This is a genomic window from Gordonia sp. NPDC003429 (assembly GCF_053588575.1).
In genome coordinates this window covers 266,221-288,957 of sequence record NZ_JBSFQF010000002.1, presented here as the reverse complement: position 1 = coordinate 288,957, position 22,737 = coordinate 266,221, and the positions used below count along the sequence as shown (strand labels likewise).

Below are 22,737 nucleotides of genomic sequence, written 5' to 3'. Positions count from 1 at the left end.
ACCCCGATCCGGGCACGCTCGACCCCGATCTGGGCACGCCCGACCCCGATCTGGGCACGCCCGACCCCGAACCGGGCACGCTCGACCGGGATCTGGGCACGCTCGACGGCTAGCCGCTGTTGCGCAGGGCGGTGGCCAGCCCGTTCATGGTGAGCTGGATGCCGCGGCGCACGCGGGGGACGTCGTCGCCGGCACGGAAACGCCGGAGCAATTCCACCTGGAGCAGATTGAGCGGCTCGAGGTACGGGAACCGGTTGTAGACAGACCGTTTGAGCGCGGCGTTGTCGGCGAGCAGGTCGTTGGTGCCGGTGATTTTCGCGTACATCGCGATCGTCCGCTCGTGCTCCTCGGCGATCATGCCGAACACCTTGTCGCGCAACTCCACATCGTCGACCAGCTGGGCGTAGCGGTGCGCGAGACCCATGTCCGACTTGGCCAGCACCTGCGCCATGTTCGACATCACCGTCCGGAAGAACGGCCACTTCTCGTAGTACCGGGTGAGCGTCGCGAGTCGGCTCTCGTCGTCGCCGATCCACTCCTCGAACGCCGAACCCGTGCCGTACCAGCCCGGCAGCATCACGCGTGACTGTGTCCACGACAGCACCCACGGGATGGCCCGCAGATCGGAGATCTTCTCGGTCTGCTTACGCGACGCGGGGCGGCTGCCGATGTTGAGGGCGCCGATCTCCGACAGCGGGGTCGACGACGTGAAGTACTCGACGAAGCCGGGGGTCTCGTGGACCAGCCTGCTGTAGGCCGACCGCGCCAGCGCGGCGATCTCGTCCATGCCCTTGTACGCGTCCTCCGACTCGTCGCCGAGCCCCTCCACGTCCAGCAGTGACGACTCGATGGTCGCGGCCAGCAGGGTTTCCAGATTGCGTTCGGCCACAACGGGTTCGGCGTACTTGGCGGCGATGATCTCACCCTGCTCGGTGATCCGCAGCGACCCCTGGACCGCACCCGGCGGTTGCGCGAGGATCGCATCGTAGCTGGGGCCGCCGCCACGGCCCACGGTGCCACCGCGGCCGTGGAACAGCCGGAGCCGGATACCCGCCTTCTTGGCCGCCTCCACCAGATCGAGCTCGCCGCGGTAGAGCGCCCAGTTGGCGGCCATGTAACCGCCGTCCTTGTTGGAGTCGGAGTACCCGAGCATCACTTCCTGCATCCCTGCCTGACCGTCGACCAGATCGCGGTAGAGCGGGATGTCGAGTGCGGCGAGCAGCGTCTCGGCGCCCTGCTGCAGGTCCTCGATGGTTTCGAAGAGCGGCACGATGCGCACCGACGAGGAGAGCTTGCCGGTGTCGGGGTCGATCTCGATCAGACCCGCCTCCTTGAGGAGGATCATCGGTTCGAGCATGTCCGACACCGACGTGCACATGCTGATGATGTAGTTCGGCACCGACTGCGGCCCGAACCGCGCGATGGCTGCGGCCGCCGCGCGCACGATGTTGAGCTCCTTGATCGCCAGTTCGGAGAGTTCGGCGTCGGGCCGGGTCAGCGGTCGCCGCGAGGTGAGTTCGGCGGTGAGGATCTCCACTCGCTCGTCCTCGCCGAGCGAAAGGTAGTCGGGGTGCACGCCGGACCAGGCGAGTAGTTCGGCGATCACTTCCTCGTGCATGTCCGAGTTCTGCCGCATGTCGAGACCGGACAGATGAAAACCGAAGGTGCGCACCGATTCCCGCAGCCGCAGCAGCCGGTCGTCGGCGATGATGTCGTCGCCGGTGGATCGCAGGCCCTGGTCGACGACGTCGAGGTCGGCGAGGAAGTCGGTGGCGGTGGCGTACGGCGTCACGTGGTCGAGCAGGACGAGATCGTACGCCTTCATCACCTCCTCGCCGAACAGCGCGGTCGCGGTCGCGACGAGACGAGCACGCATGTGCTTGAGAGCCACCCGGAAGGGTTCGTCACCGGCCGGATCATCGCGGGACACCCCGGCAAGCTCGTAGATGGCGTCGCTGGGCGACATCAGCCGGGTCGACAGACTCAATTCCTCGGCCAGCACGTGCAATTCGGACAGGTGATGGCCCACCGCGGTACGCGCGGCCAGCGTCGTCGCCATCTCCACGATCTCGTCGGTGACGAAGGGATTTCCGTCGCGGTCACCGCCGATCCACGATCCCATGCGCAGGATCGGGTCGTCGGCGAGACCCGCATCGGGGTATGCGGCACGCAGGGTATCGCGCACCTCGGTGTTGATCTTGGGCACCACCTCGAAGAACGAGGCGTCGTAATAGCGCAGGCCGGAACGGATCTCGTCCTGGATGGTGAGGCGTTCGAGACGGATCAGGGCGGTCTGCCACAGCGTGAGGATCTGCCTGCGGATGCGTTCGACCACGGCGGCTTCTTCGGCCGGGGTCAGCTCGGTGCGCGCGCGGTAGCGCAGCAGCTCGGTGATCCGGTTCTGCGTCTCCGACACGGTGCGCCGACGCGTCTCGGTGGGGTGGGCGGTGATCACCGGGACCACGGTGGCATCGGCGAGCGCGCGGCCCACCTCGTCGTCGGTGAGATCGGCGGCGGCAAGCTTCTGATAGGTGGCGGCCAGCGTGCTGTCCTGCGGCGGATCACCGGCGAGTACGTGGATCTTGCGGCGTCGTTCGCGGTGGATGTCCTCGGCGAGGTTGGCCAGCAGCGCGAAGTTGGTGAACGCGCGAATCACCGGCATGGCGACAGCGATGTCGAGGTCGACGAACATGTCCGCGAGTTCGCCGCGGTCGATCTCCTCGCGGCGGATCTTGAAGGCCGCGACGCGGGCGGCCTCCACCAGATCGAACACCTCGGGCCCGGAATGATCGCGGATGGTGGTGCCCAGAATCCCACCGAGCAGCCGGATGTCCTCGCGCAGCGGTTCGGTGAGGGCCCGGCCCTCGTCGTCGACGATGATGTGATCACCGATCGGATGGGTGGGACGCCAGTCCGGGTCGCCGACGGAAGGGGTGGACGCGGGCGAGGTGGATTCGCTCATGCAGCCAGTATTCCGGGATTCACCGGAAGCGGCATCTCGGGAGCCACCCGAGGGCGTCGGCCCAGGGTCAGGACATCTTGATGTCGAGACCCACGCCGACGATGAGGATGAACCAGATCAGGCCGACGAAGATGGTGAGCCGGTCGAGGTTGCGTTCCACGACGCTCGAACCGGACAGGCTCGACTGCACGCCACCGCCGAACAGGGATGACAGGCCGCCGCCCTTGCCGCGGTGCAGCAGCACGAGCACGACCAGAATCACACTGGTCACGATCAGTCCGATGTCGAGCGCAAGCTTCATCGAGTCAGCAATCCTGTTTCGTCGGCGGTCATCACTGCACAGGACTCAGCACAGTGGCAGGCCGGACCCACCGAGGTGAGACCGACCTGCCACAGTGTACGCGGGTATCCGCAACGCCCCCGCAGGGGCACAAGGAGTCGTCAGGGCAACGGGCCACCGGCGGCGATCGCCGAGAGTGTCGCGAACTCGTCCGACTTCAGCGAGGCACCGCCCACGAGCGCGCCGTCGACGTCGGCCTGACCGACGATGTCGCCGACATTCTTGGAGCTCACCGAGCCGCCGTAGAGCACCCGCACCGAGGCGGCAGTGGCCTCGTCGGAGATCTCGGCGAGGGTCTCGCGAACCGCCTTGCACACCTCTTGGGCATCGTCGGCGCTGGCCACGCGGCCGGTGCCGATCGCCCAGACCGGCTCGTAGGCGATCACGACCTTGCCGATCTCCTCGGCCGACAATCCGGCCAGCGATGCCGTGAGTTGCGCCACGTTGTACGCGACGTGCTCACCGGACTCCCGGATCTCCAGACCCTCGCCGATGCACACGATGGGGGTGAGCCCGTGCCGCAGCGCGGCCTTGGTCTTCTCGAGCACCACCTCATCGGTCTCGGCGTGCATGGTGCGACGTTCCGAATGTCCCACCACCACGTAGGTGCAGCCCAGCTTGGCCAGGAAGGCCCCGCTGATCTCACCGGTGTAGGCACCCGAATCCTGTGCCGACAGATCCTGCGCACCGTAGGTGAACAGGAGTTTGTCGCCGTCGACGACGGTCTGCACGCTGCGGATGTCGGTGAACGGCGGGATCACCGTCACGTCGACCTTCTCGAAGTACTTCGCGGGCAGTGCGAAGGCGAGCTTCTGCACCAGGGCGATGGCCTCGAGGTGATTGAGGTTCATCTTCCAGTTGCCCGCGATCAGCGGTTTGCGGCTCATCAGCTCTCCAGCACCTTCAGTCCGGGCAGTTCCTTGCCCTCGAGGTATTCCAGCGACGCACCGCCGCCGGTCGAGATGTGCGAGAAGCCCGAGTCGGGCAGCCCGAGCGTGCGGACAGCGGCCGCCGAGTCGCCGCCACCGACGACGCTGAAGGCACCGTTGGCGGTGGCGCCGGCGATCGCCTCGGCCACCCCGCGGGTCCCCGCCGAGAACTTCTCGAACTCGAACACACCTGACGGTCCGTTCCAGAAGATCGTCTCCGCCCCGGAGAGCACCGCGGCGAACCGCTTCACCGTCTCCGGCCCGATGTCCAGACCCATCCAGCCGTCCGGGATCTCCTCCACCGACACCGTCTTCGACTCCGCGTCGGCCGCGAACTTGTCGGCCACGACGACGTCGACGGGCAGATGGATCACGTCGCCGAAACGCTCCAGCAGGTCCTTGCAGACGTCGATCTGATCCTCCTGCAGCAGCGACGAACCCACCGAGTGGCCCTGGGCGGCGAGGAAGGTGAACGCCATACCGCCGCCGATCACCAGGGTGTCCACCTTGGGGGCCAGCGCCTCGATGACGCCGAGCTTGTCGGACACCTTGGAACCGCCGAGGACCACCGCGTACGGGCGGGCCGGATTGTCGGTGAGCTTCGAAAGCACCGACACCTCCGCGGCCACCAGTTCACCCGCGTAGTGCGGGAGCAGCTTGGCCACGTCGTAGACCGACGCCTGCTTGCGGTGCACCACGCCGAAACCGTCGGAGACGAACGCGCCGTCCTCACCGACGAGTTCGGCCAGCGCCTTGGCAAGCTCTTCGCGTTCGGCATCGACCTTCGACGTCTCGCGCGGATCGAAACGGACGTTCTCCAGTAGCAGGACGTCGCCGTCGGTGAGCCCCTCGGCGCGGGCGAGCGCATCGGGTCCCACGACATCACCGGCCAGTTGGACGTTGCGACCGAGTTCCTCGCCGAGTCGCGCCGCCACCGGCGCGAGCGAGTACTTGGGGTCGGGCTCGCCCTTCGGCCGGCCGAGATGCGCGGTGATGACCACCTTGGCACCTGCATCGATCAGCGCGTTCAGCGTCGGCAACGACGCGATGATGCGGCCCGGATCGGTGATCGTCGTCCCGTCGAGCGGGACGTTGAAATCCGACCGGACCAGCACACCACGCCCCGAAACGCCCTCGTCGAGAAGGTCTTTCAGAGTTGGTACAGCCATGCTCGTGCTAGCTCCTAGATGGTGGGCGGGATCAGAGCGACTTGCCGACCAGACCCGTCAGGTCGACGAGCCGGTTGGAGTAGCCCCACTCGTTGTCGTACCAGGAACTCACCTTCGCCTGTCCGTCGATCACCTTGGTCAGCGGGGCGTCGAAGATCGAGGAGTGCGGGTCGCCGACGATGTCGGTGGACACGATCGGGTCCTCGCTGTACTTCAGGATGCCCTTGAGCGGTCCCTCGGCGGCGGCCTTGATGGCGGCGTTGATCTCCTCGGCGCTTCCCGGCTTCTCCAAGTCGACGGTGAGGTCGGTGATCGAGCCGGTCGGCACCGGAACGCGCAGCGCGTAACCGTCGAGCTTGCCCTTGAGTTCGGGAAGCACCAGACCGATCGCCTTGGCCGCACCGGTGGAGGTCGGCACGATGTTCAGGGCCGCGGCGCGCGCACGACGCGCGTCCTTGTGCGGGGCGTCCTGCAGGTTCTGATCCTGGGTGTAGGCGTGCACGGTGGTCATCAGGCCGCGCAGGATGCCGAACTCCTCGTGGATCACCTTGGCGAACGGGCCGAGGCAGTTCGTGGTGCACGACGCGTTGGAGATGATGTTCTGGCTGCCGTCGTAGCTGCCGTCGTTGACGCCCATGACGATGGTGATGTCGGGGTCGGTGGCCGGCGCCGAGATCACCACCTTCTTCGCGCCCGCGTCGAGATGCCCCTTGGCCTTCGCCGCGTTGGTGAAGATGCCGGTGGACTCGATCACCACGTCGACGCCGAGGTCGCCCCACGGAAGTGCGGCCGGTCCCTCCTTGATCGACATCGCCTTGATCGGAGTGGAACCCACCATGATGGTGTCTTCGCCCTCGAGGGAGACGTCCTCGCCGAGCCGACCCATGATCGAGTCGTACTTCAGCAGGGTTGCCAGCATGGCGTTGTCGGTGAGGTCGTTGACCGCGACGACCTCGATATCGGTTGCGCCGGATTCCTTTTGGGCCGCGAGGGCGCGGAAGAAGTTGCGGCCGATGCGACCGAATCCGTTGATGCCTACCCGAACAGTCACTGTGCGCTCCTTAAGCGGTTTCGTCTGTCAAGCCTTCCGGCCCGGTTCGCGGGGCCCCGACGATCCGCCGTCGAGCACCCACGCCCTCTCTTCACCCTAGTAGTCCCGTTGTGGCTCGGCATACTGAAACCCCTATTGCGGCCCGCGGATGGACCGCAGGTGACATGTGGGAAACGAACCGGTGCGGATCAGGCGTCGTCGAGCAGGTCGGAGGTGACCGCCGACTCGGTGTCGGGGATGCCCTCGGCGCGGGCCTTCTTGTCGGCCATCGACAGCAGCCGGCGGATGCGGCCGGCGACGGCGTCCTTGGTCATCGGCGGGTCGGCGAGTTGCCCCAACTCTTCCAGTGACGCCTGCCGGTGGGTGACCCGCAACTGTCCGGCCGCGATCAGATGGTCGGGGACCTCGTCGCCGAGGATCTCCAGCGCGCGTTCCACCCGGGCCGCGGCGGCCACCGCCGCGCGTGCCGAACGCCGCAGGTTCGCGTCGTCGAAATTGGCGAGACGGTTCGCGGTGGCGCGCACCTCGCGACGCATCCGCCGTTCTTCCCACACCAGGCGCGTGTCGTGGGCACCCATGCGGGTGAGCAGTGCCCCGATCGCCTCACCGTCGCGGATCACCACCCGGTCGGCGCCGCGGACCTCGCGCGCCTTGGCCGACACCCCGAGTCGTCGTGCCGCACCGACGAGCGCCAGGGCCGCCTCCGGTCCGGGACAGCTGACCTCCAGCGCCGACGAGCGTCCGGGCTCGGTCAGCGAGCCGTGTGCGAGGAACGCGCCCCGCCACGCGGCTTCCGCGTCGGCCACACTGCCGCCCACCACCTGGGCGGGTAGTCCGCGTACGGGACGCCCGCGCAGATCGAGCAGTCCGGTCTGGCGGGCCAGTGCCTCACCGTCTTTGGTGACCCGAACGATGTACCGCGCGCCCTTGCGGATTCCGCCGCCGCGCAGCACATGCACGTCGGACGGATACCCGTAGAGGTCGTGGATCTCCCGGCGCAGCCGGCGCGCCACATTGCCGAGGTCCACCTCGGCCTCCACCACCACGCGGCCGCCGACGATGTGCAATCCCCCGGCGAACCTCAGCAACGCCGATACCTCGGCGCGGCGGCAACTCACCTGTGTCGCCGTGAGCCGACTCAGTTCGTCTTTCACGGCTGCGGTCATCGCCACCGGTCCCTGGCCTCCTGTCACCTGACTCGCCGTCACAGTCTTCTCGTCCCCCTGGTGGCCGATCTCGCCTCGGTGCCGTGGATCGCCCTGGTGCCGCAGATTGCGGGTGTCGGCAACATCGGGTCAGCCTAGTCCGTCGATTCACCTTCGCACAGTTGCTTCACCAGTGACGCGACCTTCTCCGGATCGTGCACGTGCTTGCCGGACATGGCCACATCGCCCACCCGTAGCACGGCGCCGAACATTCCGGCGGCCCGTTCGAGGTGGGCACGTTCGGCCCCCGACGGTACCGACCCGGCATCGACGATCACGTCGTCGATGCTCAGCGTGTCGGCGTGCGCGTGCAGCACGTGCAGATGACGTTCCACCGAGAATCCCGGCGTCTCACCGGGCTCGGGCGCCAGGTTGACGAACAACATCTTGCGTGCGGTGGTGTGCCGCAACGCATTCAGTTGGTCGGGAACCAGCACGTGCGGGATCACGCTGGAAAACCACGACCCGGGACCCAGCACCACCAGGTCGGCGGCGGTGATGGCCTCGACGGCCTCCGCGCAGGCGGGTGGCTCGGTGGGCAGCAACCGCACCCGGCGGACCTTGCCCGGCGTGGTCGCCACCGCCACCTGCCCGCGGATCACCCGGCTGATGCGCGGATCGGATTCCAGCCCGGACACATCGGCCTCGATCTCCAGTGGACCGGTCGACATCGGCAGCACCCGGCCGTCGATGTCGAAAACCCTCACCATCTCGTCGAGGGCGGCAACCGGATCGGCGAGAACCTCGGTCAGTCCGGCCAGCAGCAGGTTTCCCACCGGGTGACCGGCCAGCGCCCCGTAGCCTCCGAACCGGTGCTGAAACGTGCGCGCCCACAACTCATGTCGGGCACGATTCATCGTGTCCTCGTCGCGGTCTGCGGCCTCACCGGCCTTCCGGGCGTCGAGGGCGGCCGGTGCGCTCATCAGAGCGGCCATCGCCATGCGCAGGTCACCCGGCGGGATCACGCCGAGTTCGGCGCGCAGGCGACCCGACGAACCGCCGTCGTCGGCGACGGTCACCACGGCGGTGATGTCGGGGCTCAGGTATCGCATCGCGGTGAGGGTGGCGTAGAGGCCGTGTCCGCCGCCGAGGGCCGCGATGCGCGGTGGTGTGGTCATTCTCGCCCCAGATCCCGGTGCATCACGCGCACGTCGTAGCGCGCCGTGCCGTTCTCGTCGGCGTCGTCGCGCAGCCGGGCCGCCAGCTCCTCGGAGATGGCCACGCTGCGGTGCTTTCCGCCGGTGCATCCCACACTGATCGTCATGTAGCGCTTGCCCTCTCGGAGATAGCCGCGCCCCACCACCGACACCAGGTCGGTGTAGAGATCCACGAACCTGGCGGCGTCGGGCTGGCCGAGGACGTAGTCGCGCACCGGCACATCGCGGCCGTTGTGCTCACGCAGTTCGGGTACCCAGTACGGGTTGGGCAGGAACCGTACATCGGCGACAAGGTCGGAGTCGATGGGCAGGCCGTACTTGAAACCGAACGACTGCACCGCGATGCTCAGGCGCGCGTCGCTGTCGTGCGGGTAGGCGTCCTCGACCACCTCCCGCAGTTTGGCGACGGTCAGCGACGAGGTCTCCACCACGAGGTCGGCCGAATTCTTGATCGGCGCCAGGATGATGCGTTCCCGGGCGATGCCCTCGATGAGGGTTTCGCGGCCCTGCAGCGGATGTCGACGTCGCACCTGTTCGAATCGGCGCACGAGCACCTGGTCGCTGGCGTCGAGGAACAGCACGCGGCTGGCGATGCCGGAATCTGCCAGCCCGGCGCGTAGCGATTCGAGGTGGGCGCCCACTTCCGGATCGGAGGCGCGCAGCACCATGGCCAGGCGCAGGATCGGCGGGTCGCTGTCGCGCACCATCTGCACCATCGTCGAGATCAGTGTCGGCGGAACGTTGTCGGCGACGTACCACCCGTCGTCCTCGAGGACGTTGGCGACGGTCGAGCGGCCCGCGCCGGACATCCCGGCGACGAACAGCACCACCAGTGAGTCGGTGTCGTCACCGGTCTCGCGTTGCCCCGCCGCATGTTCACCGGCCGCGTGTTCACCGGACACCCGGGCCACCTTCGCTGCCGACCGTGCCGCTACCAGTCACCGAAACCTCCTGCTGTTCGTTGTGATGATCCGGATCATCGGTATCGCCGCGCAACGCCGCGCGCACCGCCCGGGCGGTCGTCTCGCCGATCCCCGGCACTTCTGCGATCTCCTCGACCGACGCCTCCCGCAGCCGCGTCACCGACCCGAAATGGCTGACCAGCGCGGTCCGCCGGGCACGGCCGAGTCCGGGCACCCCATCGAGGGCCGATTCGGTCATCCGTTTGCTGCGTTTGCTGCGATGGAAGGTGATCGCGAACCGGTGCGCCTCGTCACGCACCCGCTGCAACAGAAACAGCGCCTCGCTGGTGCGCGGCAGGATCGCCGGCTCGTCGTCACCGGGAATCCACACCTCCTCGAGCCGCTTGGCCAGACCGATCACCGACACGTCGGTGATGCCGAGTTCATCGAGCACCGAGGCCGCGGCATGCACCTGCGGCGCACCACCATCGACGACGAACAGGTTGGGCGGGTAGGCGAACCGTTTCGGGGTGGGGGGTGCGGCACCCACCTCGGCGACCGCGAGCTCGGACATCCCGGATGCGTTCTGCACGTCGCTGCGGTGCCGCAGGAAACGACGCCGGGTGACCTCCGCGATCGACGCGACATCGTCGGATCGGCCGTCCCCGGCGGCATGTTTGATCGAATAGTGCCGGTAGTCGGATTTGCGCGGTAACCCGTCCTCGAACACCACGAGGGAGGCCACCACATCGGTGCCCTGCACATGCGAGATGTCGACACATTCGATGCGCAGCGGCGCCTGGTCGAGTCCGAGGGACTCCTGCAATTCGGTCAACGCCGCCGAGCGGGTGGTGAGGTCGCCGGCACGTTTGAGTTTGTGCTGCGCCAACGCTTCTCCCGCATTGCGCGCGACGGTGTCGAACAGCGCCTTCTTGTCGCCGCGCTGCGGTACCCGCAGCCGAACCCGGCTGCCGCGAAGATCGGAGAGCCACTCGGCGAGTTGCTCGTGGTCGTCGGGCAACTCGGGTACCAGCACCTCACGCGGTATGGCCTCGCCGTGGGTGCGCTCGGGATCGATGTGCACCGAGGAGTCGAAATCGACCTGGGCGCCGTAGAACTGGGTGAGGAACTGGCCGACCTGTTCGGCCAGCGACGCGTCGTCGGGGCGTTCCACCACCCAGCCGCGCTGACCGCGGACACGGCCGTCGCGGACGTGGAACACCTGCACCGACATCTCGAGGTCATCGCCCACCATGGCCACCACGTCGGCGTCGGTGCCGTCACCGAGCACCACCGCCTGCTTTTCCATGGCGCGGCGCATCGCACCGACGTCGTCGCGTAGCCGGGCGGCCCGCTCGAAGTCGAGTTCTGCTGCGGCCGTGTTCATCTCACGTTCGAGCCGACGGATCATCTGATCGGTGCGGCCGGCCAGGAAGTCGCAGAAATCGTCGACGATCGCGCGATGCTCGGCGGCACTCACCCGCCCGATGCACGGCGCGGAGCACTTGTCGATGTAGCCGAGCAGACACGGCCGGTCGATCTGCCGGTGCCGCTTGAACACCCCGGTGGAACAGGTACGTGCGGGGAACACCCGGGTGAGCAGATCCACCGTCTCGCGGATGGCCCAGGCATGCGAGTAGGGACCGAAGTAGCGCACGCCACGCCGACGGGGACCGCGGTAGACGAACAGGCGCGGGTACTCCTCGTTGAGCGTGACCGCCAGCATCGGATACGACTTGTCGTCGCGGTAGCGGACGTTGAACCGCGGGTCGAACTCCTTGATCCAGTTGTATTCGAGTTGCAGCGCCTCCACCTCGGTGCCCACCACGGTCCACTCCACCGATGCGGCGGTGGTGACCATCTGGCGGGTCCGCGGGTGCAGGGAGGCGATGTCGGCGAAGTAGGACGTGAGCCGCGACCGCAGGTTCTTGGCCTTGCCCACGTAGATCACGCGGCCGTACGCGTCACGGAAGCGGTAGACCCCGGGATCGGTCGGAATCGTCCCCGCGGCGGGACGGTAGGTCGTCGGGTCTGCCACGTGTCCAGGCTAGTACGGCCCACCGACCGCAGCGGTCAGCGCGGGTCGTCGGTGGTGGTGTCCGGCGAATACCGCTGCTGCAGGCGGCGGTACTCCTCCATGGCGGCCACCGCGCGTTCGCCGTCGCCGGCCTGGATCGCCAGCACCGGGATGTGCTCGTCGGCGGGCAGCAGCAGGCGCCCGCCGAATCCGGAGTCGGGATAGGTGAGGCCGCGCACCCGGTCCCAGCCGAACAGTCGGTCCGACCACAGGTTGCGTACCGACACCCCGCTCGGCCCGACGCGCAGTCGGGGTCGGGTCAACAGCAGGATGGCGCAGGCGATGATGACCCCGATCCCGATGATCGCGGCCTGGTCGGAGACGCCCACGTTGCGGGGACCGGTGTCGGAGATGGTGAGCAGGACGCCGAAGATCACGTGGATGGCCAACACGACCGCGGCGACGGCCACCGCCCAGCGCGGCAGCCGGCGCGGACGGTAGACCATGTCCCACTGCGTCTCGACCGGCGCGTCGTGGTGCGACTGTGCGCTCACCGCGCCTCCCCGCGCGCGAGCGCGCGCAGGGTGAGTGCCGACGCGAGTGCCGCAGTGGTGGCCTGGGCCCCTTTGTCCTCGGTGGAGTCGGGCAGGCCCGCGCGTGCGAGAGCCTGCTCCTCGGTGAGGGTGGTGAGCACCCCGTTGCCCACCGGGGTCGACTCGTCGAGCGACACCCGGGTGAGCCCCGCGGTCACCGCGTCGCACACGTAGTCGAAGTGGGGTGTCTCGCCCTTGATGACCACACCGAGTGCCACCACGGCGTCGTGGGTGCGGGCGAGGGCCTGCACGATCACCGGCAGTTCGATGGCTCCGGCCACCTTGACGACGGTGGGTTCGACGACGCCGTGGTGCTGCGCGGCGCGCAACGCGCCGTCGAGCAGCGCGGAGCAGATCGTCTCGTGCCATTGCGACGACACGACGGCCAGCCGGATACGGCTCGCGTCGGCGAGGTCGAGGACTGGTTCGCCGGCACCGCTCATGCCGTGCCCTCCCCACCGGCGACCGCGTCGGCGATCGTGTGCGCCTCATCCAGGCCGAGCAGGTCGTGTCCCATGCGGTCGCGTTTGGTCCGCAGGTAGCGCAGGTTCTCCTTGTTGGCGCGCACCGGCATCGGAACCCGTTCGACGATCTCGAGTCCGTAGCCGTCGAGGCCCACCCGCTTGGCGGGATTGTTGGTGAGCAGGCGCATGGAGGTGACACCGAGGTCGACGAGGATCTGGGCGCCGAGCCCGTAATCACGGGAGTCGGCGGGCAATCCGAGCGCCAGATTGGCGTCGACGGTGTCCGAGCCGGCGTCCTGGAGTTGGTAGGCCTGCAGTTTGTGCAGCAGGCCGATGCCGCGTCCCTCGTGGCCGCGCATGTAGAGCACCACGCCGCGTCCCTCGGCGGCCACCATCTCCATGGCGGCGTCGAGTTGCGGGCCGCAGTCGCAGCGCAGCGACCCGAACACATCACCGGTCAGGCACTCCGAATGCACGCGTACCAGCACGTCGCTGCCCGAGCCGTCGGGTCCGGGGATGTCGCCCATCACGAGCGCGACGTGCTCGACGTCGTCGTGGATGCTGGTGTAGCCCACAGCCCGGAAATCGCCGTGGCGGGTGGGGATGCGGGCGTCGGCCACGCGCACCACATGCTTCTCGTGTCGGCGGCGCCAGGCGATGAGGTCGGCGATCGAGATGAGCGCGAGGTCGTGCTCGTCGGCGAACACCCGCAGTTCGGGAGCATGTGCCATCGAGCCCTCGTCCTTCTGCGAGACGATCTCGCAGATCACCCCGGCGGGGGCGAATCCGGCGAGCCGTGCGAGGTCGACGGCCGCCTCGGTGTGGCCCGGGCGACGCAGCACTCCCCCGTCCTTGGCGCGTAACGGCACCACGTGGCCGGGTCGGGTGAAGTCGACGGCGGTGCTGGCCGGATCGGCGAGCAACCGCATCGTGGTGGCGCGGTCGGAGGCGGAGATGCCCGTGCCGATGCCCTCGCGGGCGTCGACGGTCACGGTGTAGGCGGTGCCGTGCTTGTCCTGATTCATCGAGTACATGGGTGGCAGGCCCAGACGATCGCAGGTGTCACCGTCGAGCGGGACGCACAGGTAGCCGGAGGTGTAGCGCACCATGAAGGCGACGAGTTCGGGGGTCGCCTTCTCGGCGGCGAAGATCAGGTCGCCTTCGTTCTCCCGGTCTTCGTCGTCGACCACCACCACGGCCTTGCCGGCGGCGATGTCGGCGATCGCCCGGTCGACGGAGTCGAGGTGCACATGAGTCTGCGCGGTGTCGTCGGTAGTCATCGGATCACTTCACTCCTGCTGCGTTCACTCCTGCTGCGTTTTGCCTGCTCGCCGCGCCCAGCCGTTCCACATATTTGGCGATCACGTCCACCTCGAGGTTTACCGGGATCTCACCGGCCGGTTGATCGGCGGTGAGCGCGCCGAGATTCGTCTCTTGCAACGTGGTGGGGATGAGGGAAATTTCGAACCAGTCACCGTGCGCGTCGTCGGTACCGATGGCCGAGACGGTCAGCGACACACCGTCGACGGTGATCGACCCCTTCTCCACCAGGTAGCGGCTGAGGCTGTCGGGAACACCGATGCGCACCACGGTCCAGTGCTGCGACGTGGTCACCGCCAGCACCCGTCCGGTGCCGTCGACGTGGCCCTGCACGATGTGGCCCCCGAAGCGTCCGTCGGCGGCCATCGCCCGCTCCAGATTCACCCGGCTGCCGGCGGCGAGAACGCCCAGTGAGCTGCGGCGCAGCGATTCGGCCATCACGTCGACGGTGAACCGGTCGTCGGCGAGGTCGACGACGGTGAGACAGACCCCGTTGACCGCGATCGAGTCGCCGTGGCCGGCGTCGGAGGTCACCAACGGGCCGGAGATGGTGAATCTGGCTGCGTCGGAAAGGTCTTCGCGCGCCACGATCGTGCCGAGTTCTTCGACGATGCCGGTGAACAAGCTGCGCTCCTGTCGTGCCCAACCCGGAGCGAGACGGCTCGCGCCGCCGTGTTCTCTCACATCCGGACTGTCACCGTCGGCTCCGGTTTTGCACCGGATCTGCTGTCCCCGTCCGCCTGTGGACGAGCGCTCGCGGGCTCGTCGTCACGATCGGATCGCAACCACTCACCGCCGGTGGGGAGTTTCACCCCGCCCCGAGAACGTGTGTCTTCGACGCTAGCACGACGTCCGGTGGCTGTGATATTCGCCGGACCCGGCCGGTCGCTGCCGGAGTGTCCGTGATCAGCGAGGATAATTGTGCTCACGGTGAGTGATCGCAGCACAGCGGATCACCGGCACGAGAAAGGCAAAGTCATGGCCAACGAGACCACCTCCCCGGCACCCGCACAGCGGGGTTCGTCCCCGGTTCTGGGGTTCCTCAAGCGTTACTGGCTTCCGCTCGTTCTGGTGATCGTGGCGACGATCTTCATCTTCCAGAACACGCAGGAGATTCGGATCAACCTCCTGATGTTCCACATCAGTACGTGGCAGTGGCTCATGCTGGCGATCGTCGGCGCCGCGGGAGTGGTGGTCGGCTGGTTCCTGGGCCGTAGCGGAAAGAAGTCGAAGTAGCCGCTGCCGTTCAGCCGGTTGGTGCGTCGCGAAGCAACCGGATGAGCACGTCGTCTCCGACGCGTTCTGCGGATGCGGTGTGAAACCGCGCGGAGTCGGCGAGGGTGGTGACCGGTCGGCTGACCGCGGCCGGTCCCGCACCCAGGATGAGCGGTGCGATGTAGGCCTCCACCTCGTCGACGAGGTCGGCGTCGAGGAATGCGCCGATGATCGCGGGACCACCCTCCACGAGCACCCAGGTGGCGTCGGGCAGCGCGGCGAGAAGCTCGGACGGGTCATGGGTGCGGACGTGGCGGAACGGGGCGGAGTCGTCGTACACGCGTGCGGTGCGGGGAATGTCCCGCGCTCCCATCGCCACCCGGATCGGCTGGTGGTCGGCGAGTGAGCCGTCGGGTCGCCGCGCCGTCAGGGCCGGGTCGTCGCGAAGCACGGTGCCGGTGCCGACGACGATCGCGTCGAGCTGTGCGCGCTGTCGGTGCACTCGGGCGCGGGCGGCGGTTCCGGTGATCCAGCGGCTGGAGCCGTCGGGTGCGGCGATGCGTCCGTCGAGGGTGGCGGCCGTTTTCACGGTGACGAAGGGCCGGCCGTGGCGTTGGGCGAACAGCCAGTTCCGTAGCGGTCCGGCGCTTGCCTCGTCGGCCAGCCACCCCCCGATCACGTCGACACCCGCGGCGCGCAGACGCGCGGCGCCACCGGCGGCCGTGGGATTGGGATCGGCCACCGCGTAGACGACACGGGCGATACCGGCCTCGATCAGCGCCTCCGAGCACGGCCCGGTGCGCCCGGTGTGATTGCAGGGTTCGAGGGTGACGATCGCGGTGCCGCCACGCGCCGCGGCACCGGCCTGGTGGAGGGCCACGATCTCCGCGTGCGGGCCGCCCGGCGGACGGGTGTGGCCGACGCCGATCGGCGTGCCGTCCGAAGCGCGGATCACCGCGCCGACCGGCGGGTTGGGTGAACTCGATCCCAGCGCTCGCACCGACTCCTCGATGGCCGCGCGCATCGAGGTGTCCAGGGCGGCTGTGTCAGTCGGCATGGGCGCCGTCAGTGGGCACGGGTGCTGTCAGTGGGCATGGGTGCTGTCAGTGGGCATGGGTACGGGCCGCGGCCGCCTGATTGCGCAACGCCGCGACCGCGGCACCCGGGTCATCGGCGCCGTAGACGGCCGAACCCGCCACGAAACAGTCGATGCCCGCCTCGGCGGCCTGCTCGATGGTGTCGGCGTTGATGCCGCCGTCGATTTCCACCACCAGTTGCAGATCGGAGGAGTCGACGATGGCGCGGAGGGTGCGGGCCTTGTCCAGCACGTCGGCGATGAATTTCTGGCCGCCGAAACCGGGTTCGACACTCATGATCAGCAGGGTGTCGATGTCGCGGAGGATGTCGAGGTAGGGCTCGAGCGCGGTGTTCGGTTTGATCGCCAGGCCCGCCCGGGCGCCCGCCGCGCGGATGTCGCGCGCCACCGCGACCGGGTTGTCGGTGGCTTCGGCGTGAAAGGTCACGTTGTGTGCCCCCGCCTCGGCGTAGGGCGGTGCCCAGCGGCCGGGGTCGTCGATCATGAGGTGGCAATCGAGCGGGATGTCGGTGGCCTTGAGCAGGCTTTCCACCACGGGCAGGCCCAGCGTCAGATTGGGCACGAAGTGCGCGTCCATCACGTCGACGTGCAGCCAATCCGATCCCTCGACGGCGGCCGCCTCGGCTGCCAGGTTGGCGAAGTCCGCCGAGAGGATCGACGGAGCAATCATGGGGGTACGGCCGCGGTCACACATGCCCCAGATTGTATGGATGATCCTCCGAGCGGCGTCGGGCGGTCTCCTCGGGTGCCCGGATCGGGACCCTCGGCTCTAGTGAACCGCCAGTGGGCCTTCTAGCGTTGAGCACTCACCGCCCTCGTCCACCCGTGAGCGAATGCCGGAGCCGCCGATGAACACGCGCAACCGGATAGTGCAGGTTGCCGGCAGGCTGTTCTTCGAGAACGGCTACGAGCGAACATCATTCGCCGCGATCGCCGGCGAGGTCGGGATCTCGCGTGGCAACTTCTACTACCACTTCCGCACCAAGGACATGATCCTCGACGCGGTCCTGCAAGCCCGGCTTGTCCAGGCGAAGGCTCAACTCGCGGACTGGAGCGCGGCACCGATCACCCCGCTTGAGCGGATCATGCGTTTCGTGGAGACATCGCTGCGCGACCCCGGCGATGTCGAGGACTACGGATGCCCGATGAGTCCGCTGTGTGTCGAACTCGCGGCGATGAATCATCCGGCCCGGGTTGGTGCCGTCGCGGTGATCGAGGCGTACCGGGAGTGGCTGCGTATACAGCTCGAATGCCTGGGCTACACCGTGGACGAATCCGACGACGTGGCGGTGCGCCTGCTCGCGTGGCTACATGGAACGGCCGCGGCATGGACGGTTCTGCGCTACCGCGACAGCGTGCAGCACGAGACCGCACACATCACGCAGTGGTTGACCTCGGGCCTGCCGCACGAGGTCGGGCGACGTTGAGGGCAGGCCCCCCCCCGCTGGTTGAGCTTGTCCGACCCGCTGGCTGAGCTTGTCCGACCCGCTGGTTGAGCTTGTCCGACCCGCTGGTTGAGCTTGTCCCGCCCGCTGGTTGAGCTTGTCCCGCCCGCTGGTTGAGCTTGTCCCGCCCGCTGGTTGAGCTTGTCCGACCCGCTGGTTGAGCTTGTCCGACCCGCTGGTTGAGCTTGTCCGACCCGCTGGTTGAGCTTGTCCGACCCGCTGGTTGAGCTTGTCGAAACCACCCCGCGGCCACGCCCACCGCCCGCTGGTTGAGCTTTGTCCCACCCGCTGGTTGAGCTTGTCGAAACCACCCCGCGGGCACGCTCGACACGAATCCGGGCACGCTCGACACGAATCCGGGCACGCTCAACACGAATCCGGGCACGCTCAACACGAATCCGGGCACGCTCAACACGGATCCGGGCACGCTCGACGCGGATGTGGGCACGCTCGACGCGGATCCGGGCACGCTCGACGGTCAGTCCTTGGTCAACGCGGCCAGGAACATGGCGTCGGTGCCCTGGCGATGGGGCCAGAGCTGTACGTGCGGGCCGTCGCCGATCGCCTCCGCACTCACCAGCGGACGTGCGTCGAGCTGCCGGGCGCCGGGCGTCTCGGCGAGCACGGTTGCCACCACCTCGGTGGTCTCTGCCGGATGCGGCGAGCACGTGGAGTAGATGATCACCCCACCGGGCCGGATCAGCCGCAGCGCCTCCGACAGCAGTGCCCGCTGCAGCGCCACCAGGTCGGGAACACTGTCGGGCGTGCGCCGCCACCGCACCTCCGGGCGTCGACGCAACGAGCCGAGTCCGGTACACGGCGCATCGAGGAGGATGCGATCGAAACCCGGCGCCAGGCCGGTCTCGGTGGTGAGATCACGCGCATCACCGACATGCACGTCGACGGGCATCTCGCGGGTCACCCCACGGATCAGGTTGGCGCGGTGTTCGCTCACCTCCACCGCGTCGAGGTGGGTGCCGTCGATGTCCGCGATGGCACCGATCAGTGCCGCCTTGCCGCCGGGTCCGGCACACATGTCCAGCCACCGGCCGCCGTCGGCTCCCACATCGGCCACGGTCACCGCGCGGGCCACGAGCTGACTGCCCTCGTCCTGCACACCGGCGTAGCCCTGACGCACCGCCTCGATGTCCCCGGGATCACCTCCCGGCAGATACACGCAGTACGGCGAGTAGCGGCCCACCTCTCCCCCGCTGGTCAGGGCGAGTTCTTCGGCGGTGATCAGGCCGGGGCGGGCCACCAGGTGCACGGGCGGACGTTCGTCGTCGGCGGCCAGCGCGGCCTGCAGTTCTCCCGCCGACCCGCCGAGGGCCTCGAAGAACACCTCGGCGATCCATCGTGGGTGGGCGTACCGGAACGCCAGGTTGCCGATCAGGTCGTCGGCCATCGACGGGGCCAGCTCGTCGACCCACAGGTCCTCGTCGCGCTGTGAGATCTTGCGCAGCACGGCGTTGACGAATCCCGACGGTCCCATGCCCTTTTCGCTGCGAATGAGGTCGACCGATGTGGAAACCGCCGCGTGGGCACCGATGCGGGTGCGCAGCAACTGATACGCGCCCAGACGGAGCACGTCGAGCACCTCACCGTCGATGTCGGCGATCCGACGTTTCGCGGCGTCGGCGATGATCACGTCGAGGATGCCCTGCGCCCGCAGGGTGCCGTAGGTGAGTTCGGTGGCCAGTGCGGCATCTCGTCCGGTGATGTGCCGCTCGCACAACAGCTTCGGCAGCACCAGGTTGGCGTAGGCGTCGCGTTCCCGCACCGTGCGCAGCACGTCGCGGGCCACCGCGCGGGCCGGGTCGACGGCCTTGTCGCGGGTTTTCGGGTCGCGCGCGCCACCGCCTGTCCGTGGTCGATTGTTCACGCGAGCACCGTCTGATCGTCGAGTCGGGCCCCGCGCGCCCAGTCGGTGGCGGGCATCTGTTTCTTGCCCGGCGGTTGCACCCAGCCGAGCCGGACGGGTTCGGTGCCGGTGCCCACCAGGACGGCCTTCTTGGTGACCACGACGCGGCCCGGAGCAAGCTCGACGGGCCCGGCAGCGTCGGGTGTCGCCTCGGCGACGCCCACCGGTCCCAGTTTGATTCGGTTGTCGTCGAGCGTCGTCCACGCCCCCGGTGCCGGCGTGTGCGCACGGATTCGGCGTTCGAGCAGGTGAGCGGGCAACTCCCAGCGGACCCGCGCGTCGTCGACCTCGATCTTCGGGGCGTGGCTGACACCCTCGGCGGGCTGCTCACGCGGCACGAGGTCGCCCGATTCGATGCCGTCGAGCGTGGACACCAGCAGTCCGGCACCCGCGTCGGCAAGCCGGTCGAGCACATCCCCGCTGGTGTCGGAGGGCCGGACGGTCTCGGTGAGCACCCCGAACACCGGCCCCGTGTCGAGTCCTTTCTCCAGCCGGAAGGTGCTGGCCCCGGTGGTCTCGTCGCCGGCGGCGATGGCCGCCTGCACCGGGGCGGCACCGCGCCAGGCCGGCAGCACCGAAAAGTGCAGGTTCACCCAACCGTGTGCCGGCAGCTCGAGCAGCGCCGGCGGGACCAGCCCGCCGTAGGCCACCACCGCACCCACGTCGGGTGCCCAGCGGGCGAGCGTGTCGCCGACCTCGGGTTCGGACAGCCGACGCGGGGTGATCACCTCGATGCCGTGGTCATCGGCGAGCATCGCGACCGGCGCCCGGTTCACCTTGCGTCCTCGTCCGGACACGGCGTCGGGGCGGCTGATCACGCCGACCACCTCGTGTTGGGGAGAGTCGATGAGCCGCCGCAGCGAGGGCACGGCCACCTCAGGTGTTCCGGCGAACACGATCCGCACGCTTGTCCTCCTCGCGGTCTGGCCCCGGTCCATCTCGTCGACGCCGGCTGCGCTCATCCGATGGTAGGCGGGTCCACCTGAACGCGAAGCGGGCCGGTGCGGTGCGCCGTGTTGCGCCGGATCTGCGCCGCCCCGAGCGCCTGGGCCAGTTCGCGTCCGACGCGGCGGTCGGAGCGAACCAGGATGCGCTCCACCTCGCCGTCGAAGTCGGCATCGTCGGCCTCCCAGTCGTCGCTGCCCGCGGGGGGTCGCACGCCCGGCGGCAGTGGCACCGGCCCCAGTACGTCGGCACCCTCGGGCAGGTCGATGGTGTCGACGAACGACATCACCAGCGGCGCCGGGCCGTCGATCGACGCCATGGTGACGGCGGGCGGAAAACCGGACTCGACGCGGCGCGCCAGCTCGGTGCTCGCGAAACCGACTGGGTCCCAACGGATCACAGCCTGTACGGGAGCCAGCGCGGCATCGGCGACGATGACCATCGCACCGCCCTGGCCGCGGGGACGGACAAGGGCGCCAACCGCCATCCACCGTCGGACGGCGTCCTCGTCGACGCGCAGGTCGGCCCGGTCGAGTTGGGCCCAGGTGTCGAGCACGACGGCGGCACCGTAACCGCCGTCGGCCACCGGTTCGGCTCCCGGCGTGGCCACCACGACGCGTGCTCCCGCGTCCACCCGGTCGGCCACCGCCGCTCCCCCGCTGGTCAGCACCGGCACCCCGGCGAAGGCGCGACCGAGTTCCTCGGCGGTGCGGCGTGCGCCGGTGGTGAGCGCCCGCACCGTGGTGCCGCCGCACTCGGGGCAGCGGAACGCGACCTCCGGCCGGCCGCACCACCGGCACGACAGATGCTGGTCGGCGTCGAGTTCGAGCGGACCGTGACAGGCGCGGCAGCGGGCGTGGGCACGGCAACGGGCGCAGGAGAGCGACGGGATGTAGCCGCGGCGGGGCACGCTGAACAGCACCGGGGCGTCGGCGGCCAGCGCGGAACGTGCCGCGTCGAAGGCCAGTGCGGGAATGCGGGCGGTACGCGCCAACCGATCGCGGGCGATGCGGGCGTCCTCGTCGGTGATGGCATCGATCCGGGGTGCGCGTTCGCGCACCACCGCGCGATCGGCCACCAGATCGTGCGCCCACCCGGACTCGGCCAGCACCTGGGCCTCGGCGGTGCGGGCGAAACCGCCGATCACCAGTCCGGACTGTTCGATGTGCGCCCGCAACACCGCCACTTCCCGCGGATGCGGATAGGGTGCGCGGGGTTCGGCGAGGCTGTCGTCGCCGTCGTCCCACACCACGATGAGGCCCAGATCGTGCACCGGCGCGAACACCGCGCTGCGGGTGCCGAGCACCACGTCGGCGGCGCCGCGACGCACCGCGAGCCAGCGGCGGTAGCGGGCGGTGGGCCCGAGGCCGGCCGCCAGCGTCACACAGCGGTCGCCGAGCAGCGGTGCGCACGCCGCGTCGAGCCGGTCGAGATCGCGCTGGTCGGGCACGATGACCACCACTCCACGTCCGGCGGCGGCGGTGACGGCGGCCAGTTCGGCCAATCGCTGCGTCCATTGCTCACCCGGCAGCGCCTGCCACAGCGCGCGGGGCGTCGCCCCGGCGGCCAGCGCATCCAGGAACGAGTCGGCGTTGCGGTAGGCCCGCCACGGCTCGCGGTCGCCGACGATCACCTCGGCGGTGGGTGCGGCGGTGGCTTCTTTCTCGGTGCGCGCGTGACGTGGGGGCACCGCGAGGCGCACCACATCCGACATCGTGCCCGCGTAGCGGTCGGCGACGGCCCGGCACACCCGGATCATCTCCGGCGAGAGCACCGGCTCCGGCGAGACCACCCGGTCGAGCCAGCCCAGTTTGCCGGGATGCTCGGATTCGTCGACGCGGTCGAGCAGGAAACCGTCGATCAGTCGACCGGAGAACCGGACGCGCACGCGGGCGCCGGGCACCGCGTCGGCGTCCTGCTCGGAGTCGATGAGGTAATCGAAGGCCCGGTCGAGATGGGCCAGCCCGAGCATGGGCAGGACCTTCGCGACCGGCCTCGACGCGGCA

Annotated in this window: 20 protein-coding genes and 1 riboswitch; of the genes, 2 read left to right on the top strand and 18 right to left on the bottom strand. The window is 68.8% G+C overall.

Translation table 11 applies throughout. The features are described from left to right. Positions 1-109 precede the first annotated feature (109 nt). The 13 genes from ppc to ACWDSI_RS04970 all read right to left on the bottom strand — a co-directional run bounded on the left by ppc (position 110) and on the right by ACWDSI_RS04970 (position 14,733). Entirely contained in the window at positions 110-2,962 is a 2,853-nt protein-coding gene (gene ppc, locus ACWDSI_RS05030) for a phosphoenolpyruvate carboxylase (RefSeq protein WP_449755844.1), read from the bottom strand. A 67-nt stretch (positions 2,963-3,029) separates the two neighbouring features. Further along, a complete protein-coding gene (gene secG / locus ACWDSI_RS05025) occupies positions 3,030-3,263 on the bottom strand; it encodes a preprotein translocase subunit SecG (protein ID WP_449746403.1) in 234 nt (77 codons plus the stop codon). 140 nt (positions 3,264-3,403) lie between these two features. Continuing rightward, complete coding sequence (gene tpiA, locus ACWDSI_RS05020) at positions 3,404-4,192, bottom strand: triose-phosphate isomerase (protein WP_449746513.1); 789 nt, start codon at positions 4,190-4,192, stop codon at positions 3,404-3,406. Then, on the bottom strand, positions 4,189-5,400 hold the full coding sequence (locus ACWDSI_RS05015; protein WP_449755843.1) for a phosphoglycerate kinase: 1,212 nt from the start codon (positions 5,398-5,400) through the stop codon (positions 4,189-4,191). Before ACWDSI_RS05015 ends, tpiA begins: the two co-directional genes overlap by 4 nt. A gap of 31 nt (positions 5,401-5,431) precedes the next feature. Continuing rightward, positions 5,432-6,451, bottom strand: a complete 1,020-nt coding sequence (gene gap, locus ACWDSI_RS05010) for a type I glyceraldehyde-3-phosphate dehydrogenase (protein WP_449746405.1) — start codon at positions 6,449-6,451, stop codon at positions 5,432-5,434. A 188-nt stretch (positions 6,452-6,639) separates the two neighbouring features. Next, on the bottom strand, positions 6,640-7,617 hold the full coding sequence (whiA, locus tag ACWDSI_RS05005; protein WP_449755842.1) for a DNA-binding protein WhiA: 978 nt from the start codon (positions 7,615-7,617) through the stop codon (positions 6,640-6,642). 134 nt (positions 7,618-7,751) lie between these two features. Then, positions 7,752-8,774: a gluconeogenesis factor YvcK family protein gene (locus ACWDSI_RS05000; protein WP_449755841.1), complete on the bottom strand. Its 1,023-nt coding sequence runs from the start codon at positions 8,772-8,774 to the stop codon at positions 7,752-7,754. Then, a complete protein-coding gene (gene rapZ / locus ACWDSI_RS04995) occupies positions 8,771-9,715 on the bottom strand; it encodes an RNase adapter RapZ (protein ID WP_449755840.1) in 945 nt (314 codons plus the stop codon). Before rapZ ends, ACWDSI_RS05000 begins: the two co-directional genes overlap by 4 nt. Continuing rightward, the gene (gene uvrC, locus ACWDSI_RS04990; protein WP_449746409.1) at positions 9,705-11,753 is read right to left on the bottom strand and encodes an excinuclease ABC subunit UvrC; all 2,049 of its coding nucleotides are present in this window, start codon (positions 11,751-11,753) and stop codon (positions 9,705-9,707) included. The genes rapZ and uvrC overlap by 11 nt, the downstream gene beginning before the upstream one ends. Before the next feature lie 35 nt (positions 11,754-11,788). Then, a complete protein-coding gene (locus ACWDSI_RS04985; protein WP_449746514.1) occupies positions 11,789-12,238 on the bottom strand; it encodes a PH domain-containing protein in 450 nt (149 codons plus the stop codon). 44 nt (positions 12,239-12,282) lie between these two features. Continuing rightward, positions 12,283-12,768: a 6,7-dimethyl-8-ribityllumazine synthase gene (ribH, locus tag ACWDSI_RS04980; protein ID WP_449746410.1), complete on the bottom strand. Its 486-nt coding sequence runs from the start codon at positions 12,766-12,768 to the stop codon at positions 12,283-12,285. After that, entirely contained in the window at positions 12,765-14,069 is a 1,305-nt protein-coding gene (locus ACWDSI_RS04975; protein ID WP_449746411.1) for a bifunctional 3,4-dihydroxy-2-butanone-4-phosphate synthase/GTP cyclohydrolase II, read from the bottom strand. The genes ribH and ACWDSI_RS04975 overlap by 4 nt, the downstream gene beginning before the upstream one ends. A gap of 4 nt (positions 14,070-14,073) precedes the next feature. Next, positions 14,074-14,733, bottom strand: a complete 660-nt coding sequence (locus ACWDSI_RS04970; protein ID WP_449746412.1) for a riboflavin synthase — start codon at positions 14,731-14,733, stop codon at positions 14,074-14,076. Positions 14,734-14,779: 46 nt separating this feature from the next. Next, a riboswitch (FMN riboswitch) is annotated at positions 14,780-14,939 on the bottom strand. Between the two features lie 148 nt (positions 14,940-15,087). On the opposite strand from ACWDSI_RS04970, the gene ACWDSI_RS04965 reads away from it, so the two are divergent. Beyond that, positions 15,088-15,345, top strand: coding sequence for a lipopolysaccharide assembly protein LapA domain-containing protein (locus ACWDSI_RS04965; protein WP_449746413.1), 258 nt, complete (start codon positions 15,088-15,090; stop codon positions 15,343-15,345). Between the two features lie 10 nt (positions 15,346-15,355). Here the strand turns inward: ACWDSI_RS04965 and ribD are convergent, their stop codons facing one another. Continuing rightward, on the bottom strand, positions 15,356-16,381 hold the full coding sequence (gene ribD, locus ACWDSI_RS04960) for a bifunctional diaminohydroxyphosphoribosylaminopyrimidine deaminase/5-amino-6-(5-phosphoribosylamino)uracil reductase RibD (protein WP_449755839.1): 1,026 nt from the start codon (positions 16,379-16,381) through the stop codon (positions 15,356-15,358). A gap of 46 nt (positions 16,382-16,427) precedes the next feature. Beyond that, positions 16,428-17,114 (bottom strand): ribulose-phosphate 3-epimerase, encoded by a 687-nt coding sequence (rpe, locus tag ACWDSI_RS04955; protein ID WP_449755838.1) that lies wholly within the window; start codon positions 17,112-17,114, stop codon positions 16,428-16,430. A gap of 154 nt (positions 17,115-17,268) precedes the next feature. Here rpe and ACWDSI_RS04950 point away from each other — a divergent pair, with 154 nt between their 5' ends. Further along, positions 17,269-17,847 (top strand): TetR/AcrR family transcriptional regulator, encoded by a 579-nt coding sequence (locus ACWDSI_RS04950; protein ID WP_449746416.1) that lies wholly within the window; start codon positions 17,269-17,271, stop codon positions 17,845-17,847. Positions 17,848-18,343: 496 nt separating this feature from the next. Here ACWDSI_RS04950 and ACWDSI_RS04945 read toward each other — a convergent pair whose 3' ends face one another. Genes ACWDSI_RS04945 through ACWDSI_RS04935 form a run of 3 tightly spaced genes read right to left on the bottom strand, consistent with a single transcriptional unit; the run spans position 18,344 to position 22,703 of the window. Continuing rightward, positions 18,344-19,747 carry an RsmB/NOP family class I SAM-dependent RNA methyltransferase gene (locus ACWDSI_RS04945; protein ID WP_449755837.1) on the bottom strand — a complete coding sequence of 468 codons (1,404 nt, stop codon included), beginning with the start codon at positions 19,745-19,747 and terminating at the stop codon, positions 18,344-18,346. Further along, positions 19,744-20,691: a methionyl-tRNA formyltransferase gene (fmt, locus tag ACWDSI_RS04940; protein ID WP_449755882.1), complete on the bottom strand. Its 948-nt coding sequence runs from the start codon at positions 20,689-20,691 to the stop codon at positions 19,744-19,746. Before fmt ends, ACWDSI_RS04945 begins: the two co-directional genes overlap by 4 nt. Positions 20,692-20,744: 53 nt before the next feature. After that, positions 20,745-22,703 (bottom strand): primosomal protein N', encoded by a 1,959-nt coding sequence (locus ACWDSI_RS04935; RefSeq protein WP_449746418.1) that lies wholly within the window; start codon positions 22,701-22,703, stop codon positions 20,745-20,747. Positions 22,704-22,737 lie beyond the last annotated feature (34 nt).

Excerpts from the sequence above, each read along its gene's own strand:
- ppc (WP_449755844.1), bottom strand. The coding sequence starts at position 2,962 with ATGAGCGAATCCACCTCGCCCGCGTCCACCCCTTCCGTCGGCGACCCG.
- secG (WP_449746403.1), bottom strand. The coding sequence starts at position 3,263 with ATGAAGCTTGCGCTCGACATCGGACTGATCGTGACCAGTGTGATTCTG.
- ACWDSI_RS05015 (WP_449755843.1), bottom strand. The coding sequence starts at position 5,400 with ATGGCTGTACCAACTCTGAAAGACCTTCTCGACGAGGGCGTTTCGGGG.
- whiA (WP_449755842.1), bottom strand. The coding sequence starts at position 7,617 with ATGACCGCAGCCGTGAAAGACGAACTGAGTCGGCTCACGGCGACACAG.
- ACWDSI_RS05000 (WP_449755841.1), bottom strand. The coding sequence starts at position 8,774 with ATGACCACACCACCGCGCATCGCGGCCCTCGGCGGCGGACACGGCCTC.
- ACWDSI_RS04985 (WP_449746514.1), bottom strand. The coding sequence starts at position 12,238 with ATGGTCTACCGTCCGCGCCGGCTGCCGCGCTGGGCGGTGGCCGTCGCC.
- ribH (WP_449746410.1), bottom strand. The coding sequence starts at position 12,768 with ATGAGCGGTGCCGGCGAACCAGTCCTCGACCTCGCCGACGCGAGCCGT.
- ACWDSI_RS04975 (WP_449746411.1), bottom strand. The coding sequence starts at position 14,069 with ATGACTACCGACGACACCGCGCAGACTCATGTGCACCTCGACTCCGTC.
- ACWDSI_RS04965 (WP_449746413.1), top strand. The coding sequence starts at position 15,088 with ATGGCCAACGAGACCACCTCCCCGGCACCCGCACAGCGGGGTTCGTCC.
- ribD (WP_449755839.1), bottom strand. The coding sequence starts at position 16,381 with ATGCCGACTGACACAGCCGCCCTGGACACCTCGATGCGCGCGGCCATC.
- rpe (WP_449755838.1), bottom strand. The coding sequence starts at position 17,114 with ATGTGTGACCGCGGCCGTACCCCCATGATTGCTCCGTCGATCCTCTCG.
- ACWDSI_RS04950 (WP_449746416.1), top strand. The coding sequence starts at position 17,269 with ATGAACACGCGCAACCGGATAGTGCAGGTTGCCGGCAGGCTGTTCTTC.
- ACWDSI_RS04935 (WP_449746418.1), bottom strand. The coding sequence starts at position 22,703 with ATGCTCGGGCTGGCCCATCTCGACCGGGCCTTCGATTACCTCATCGAC.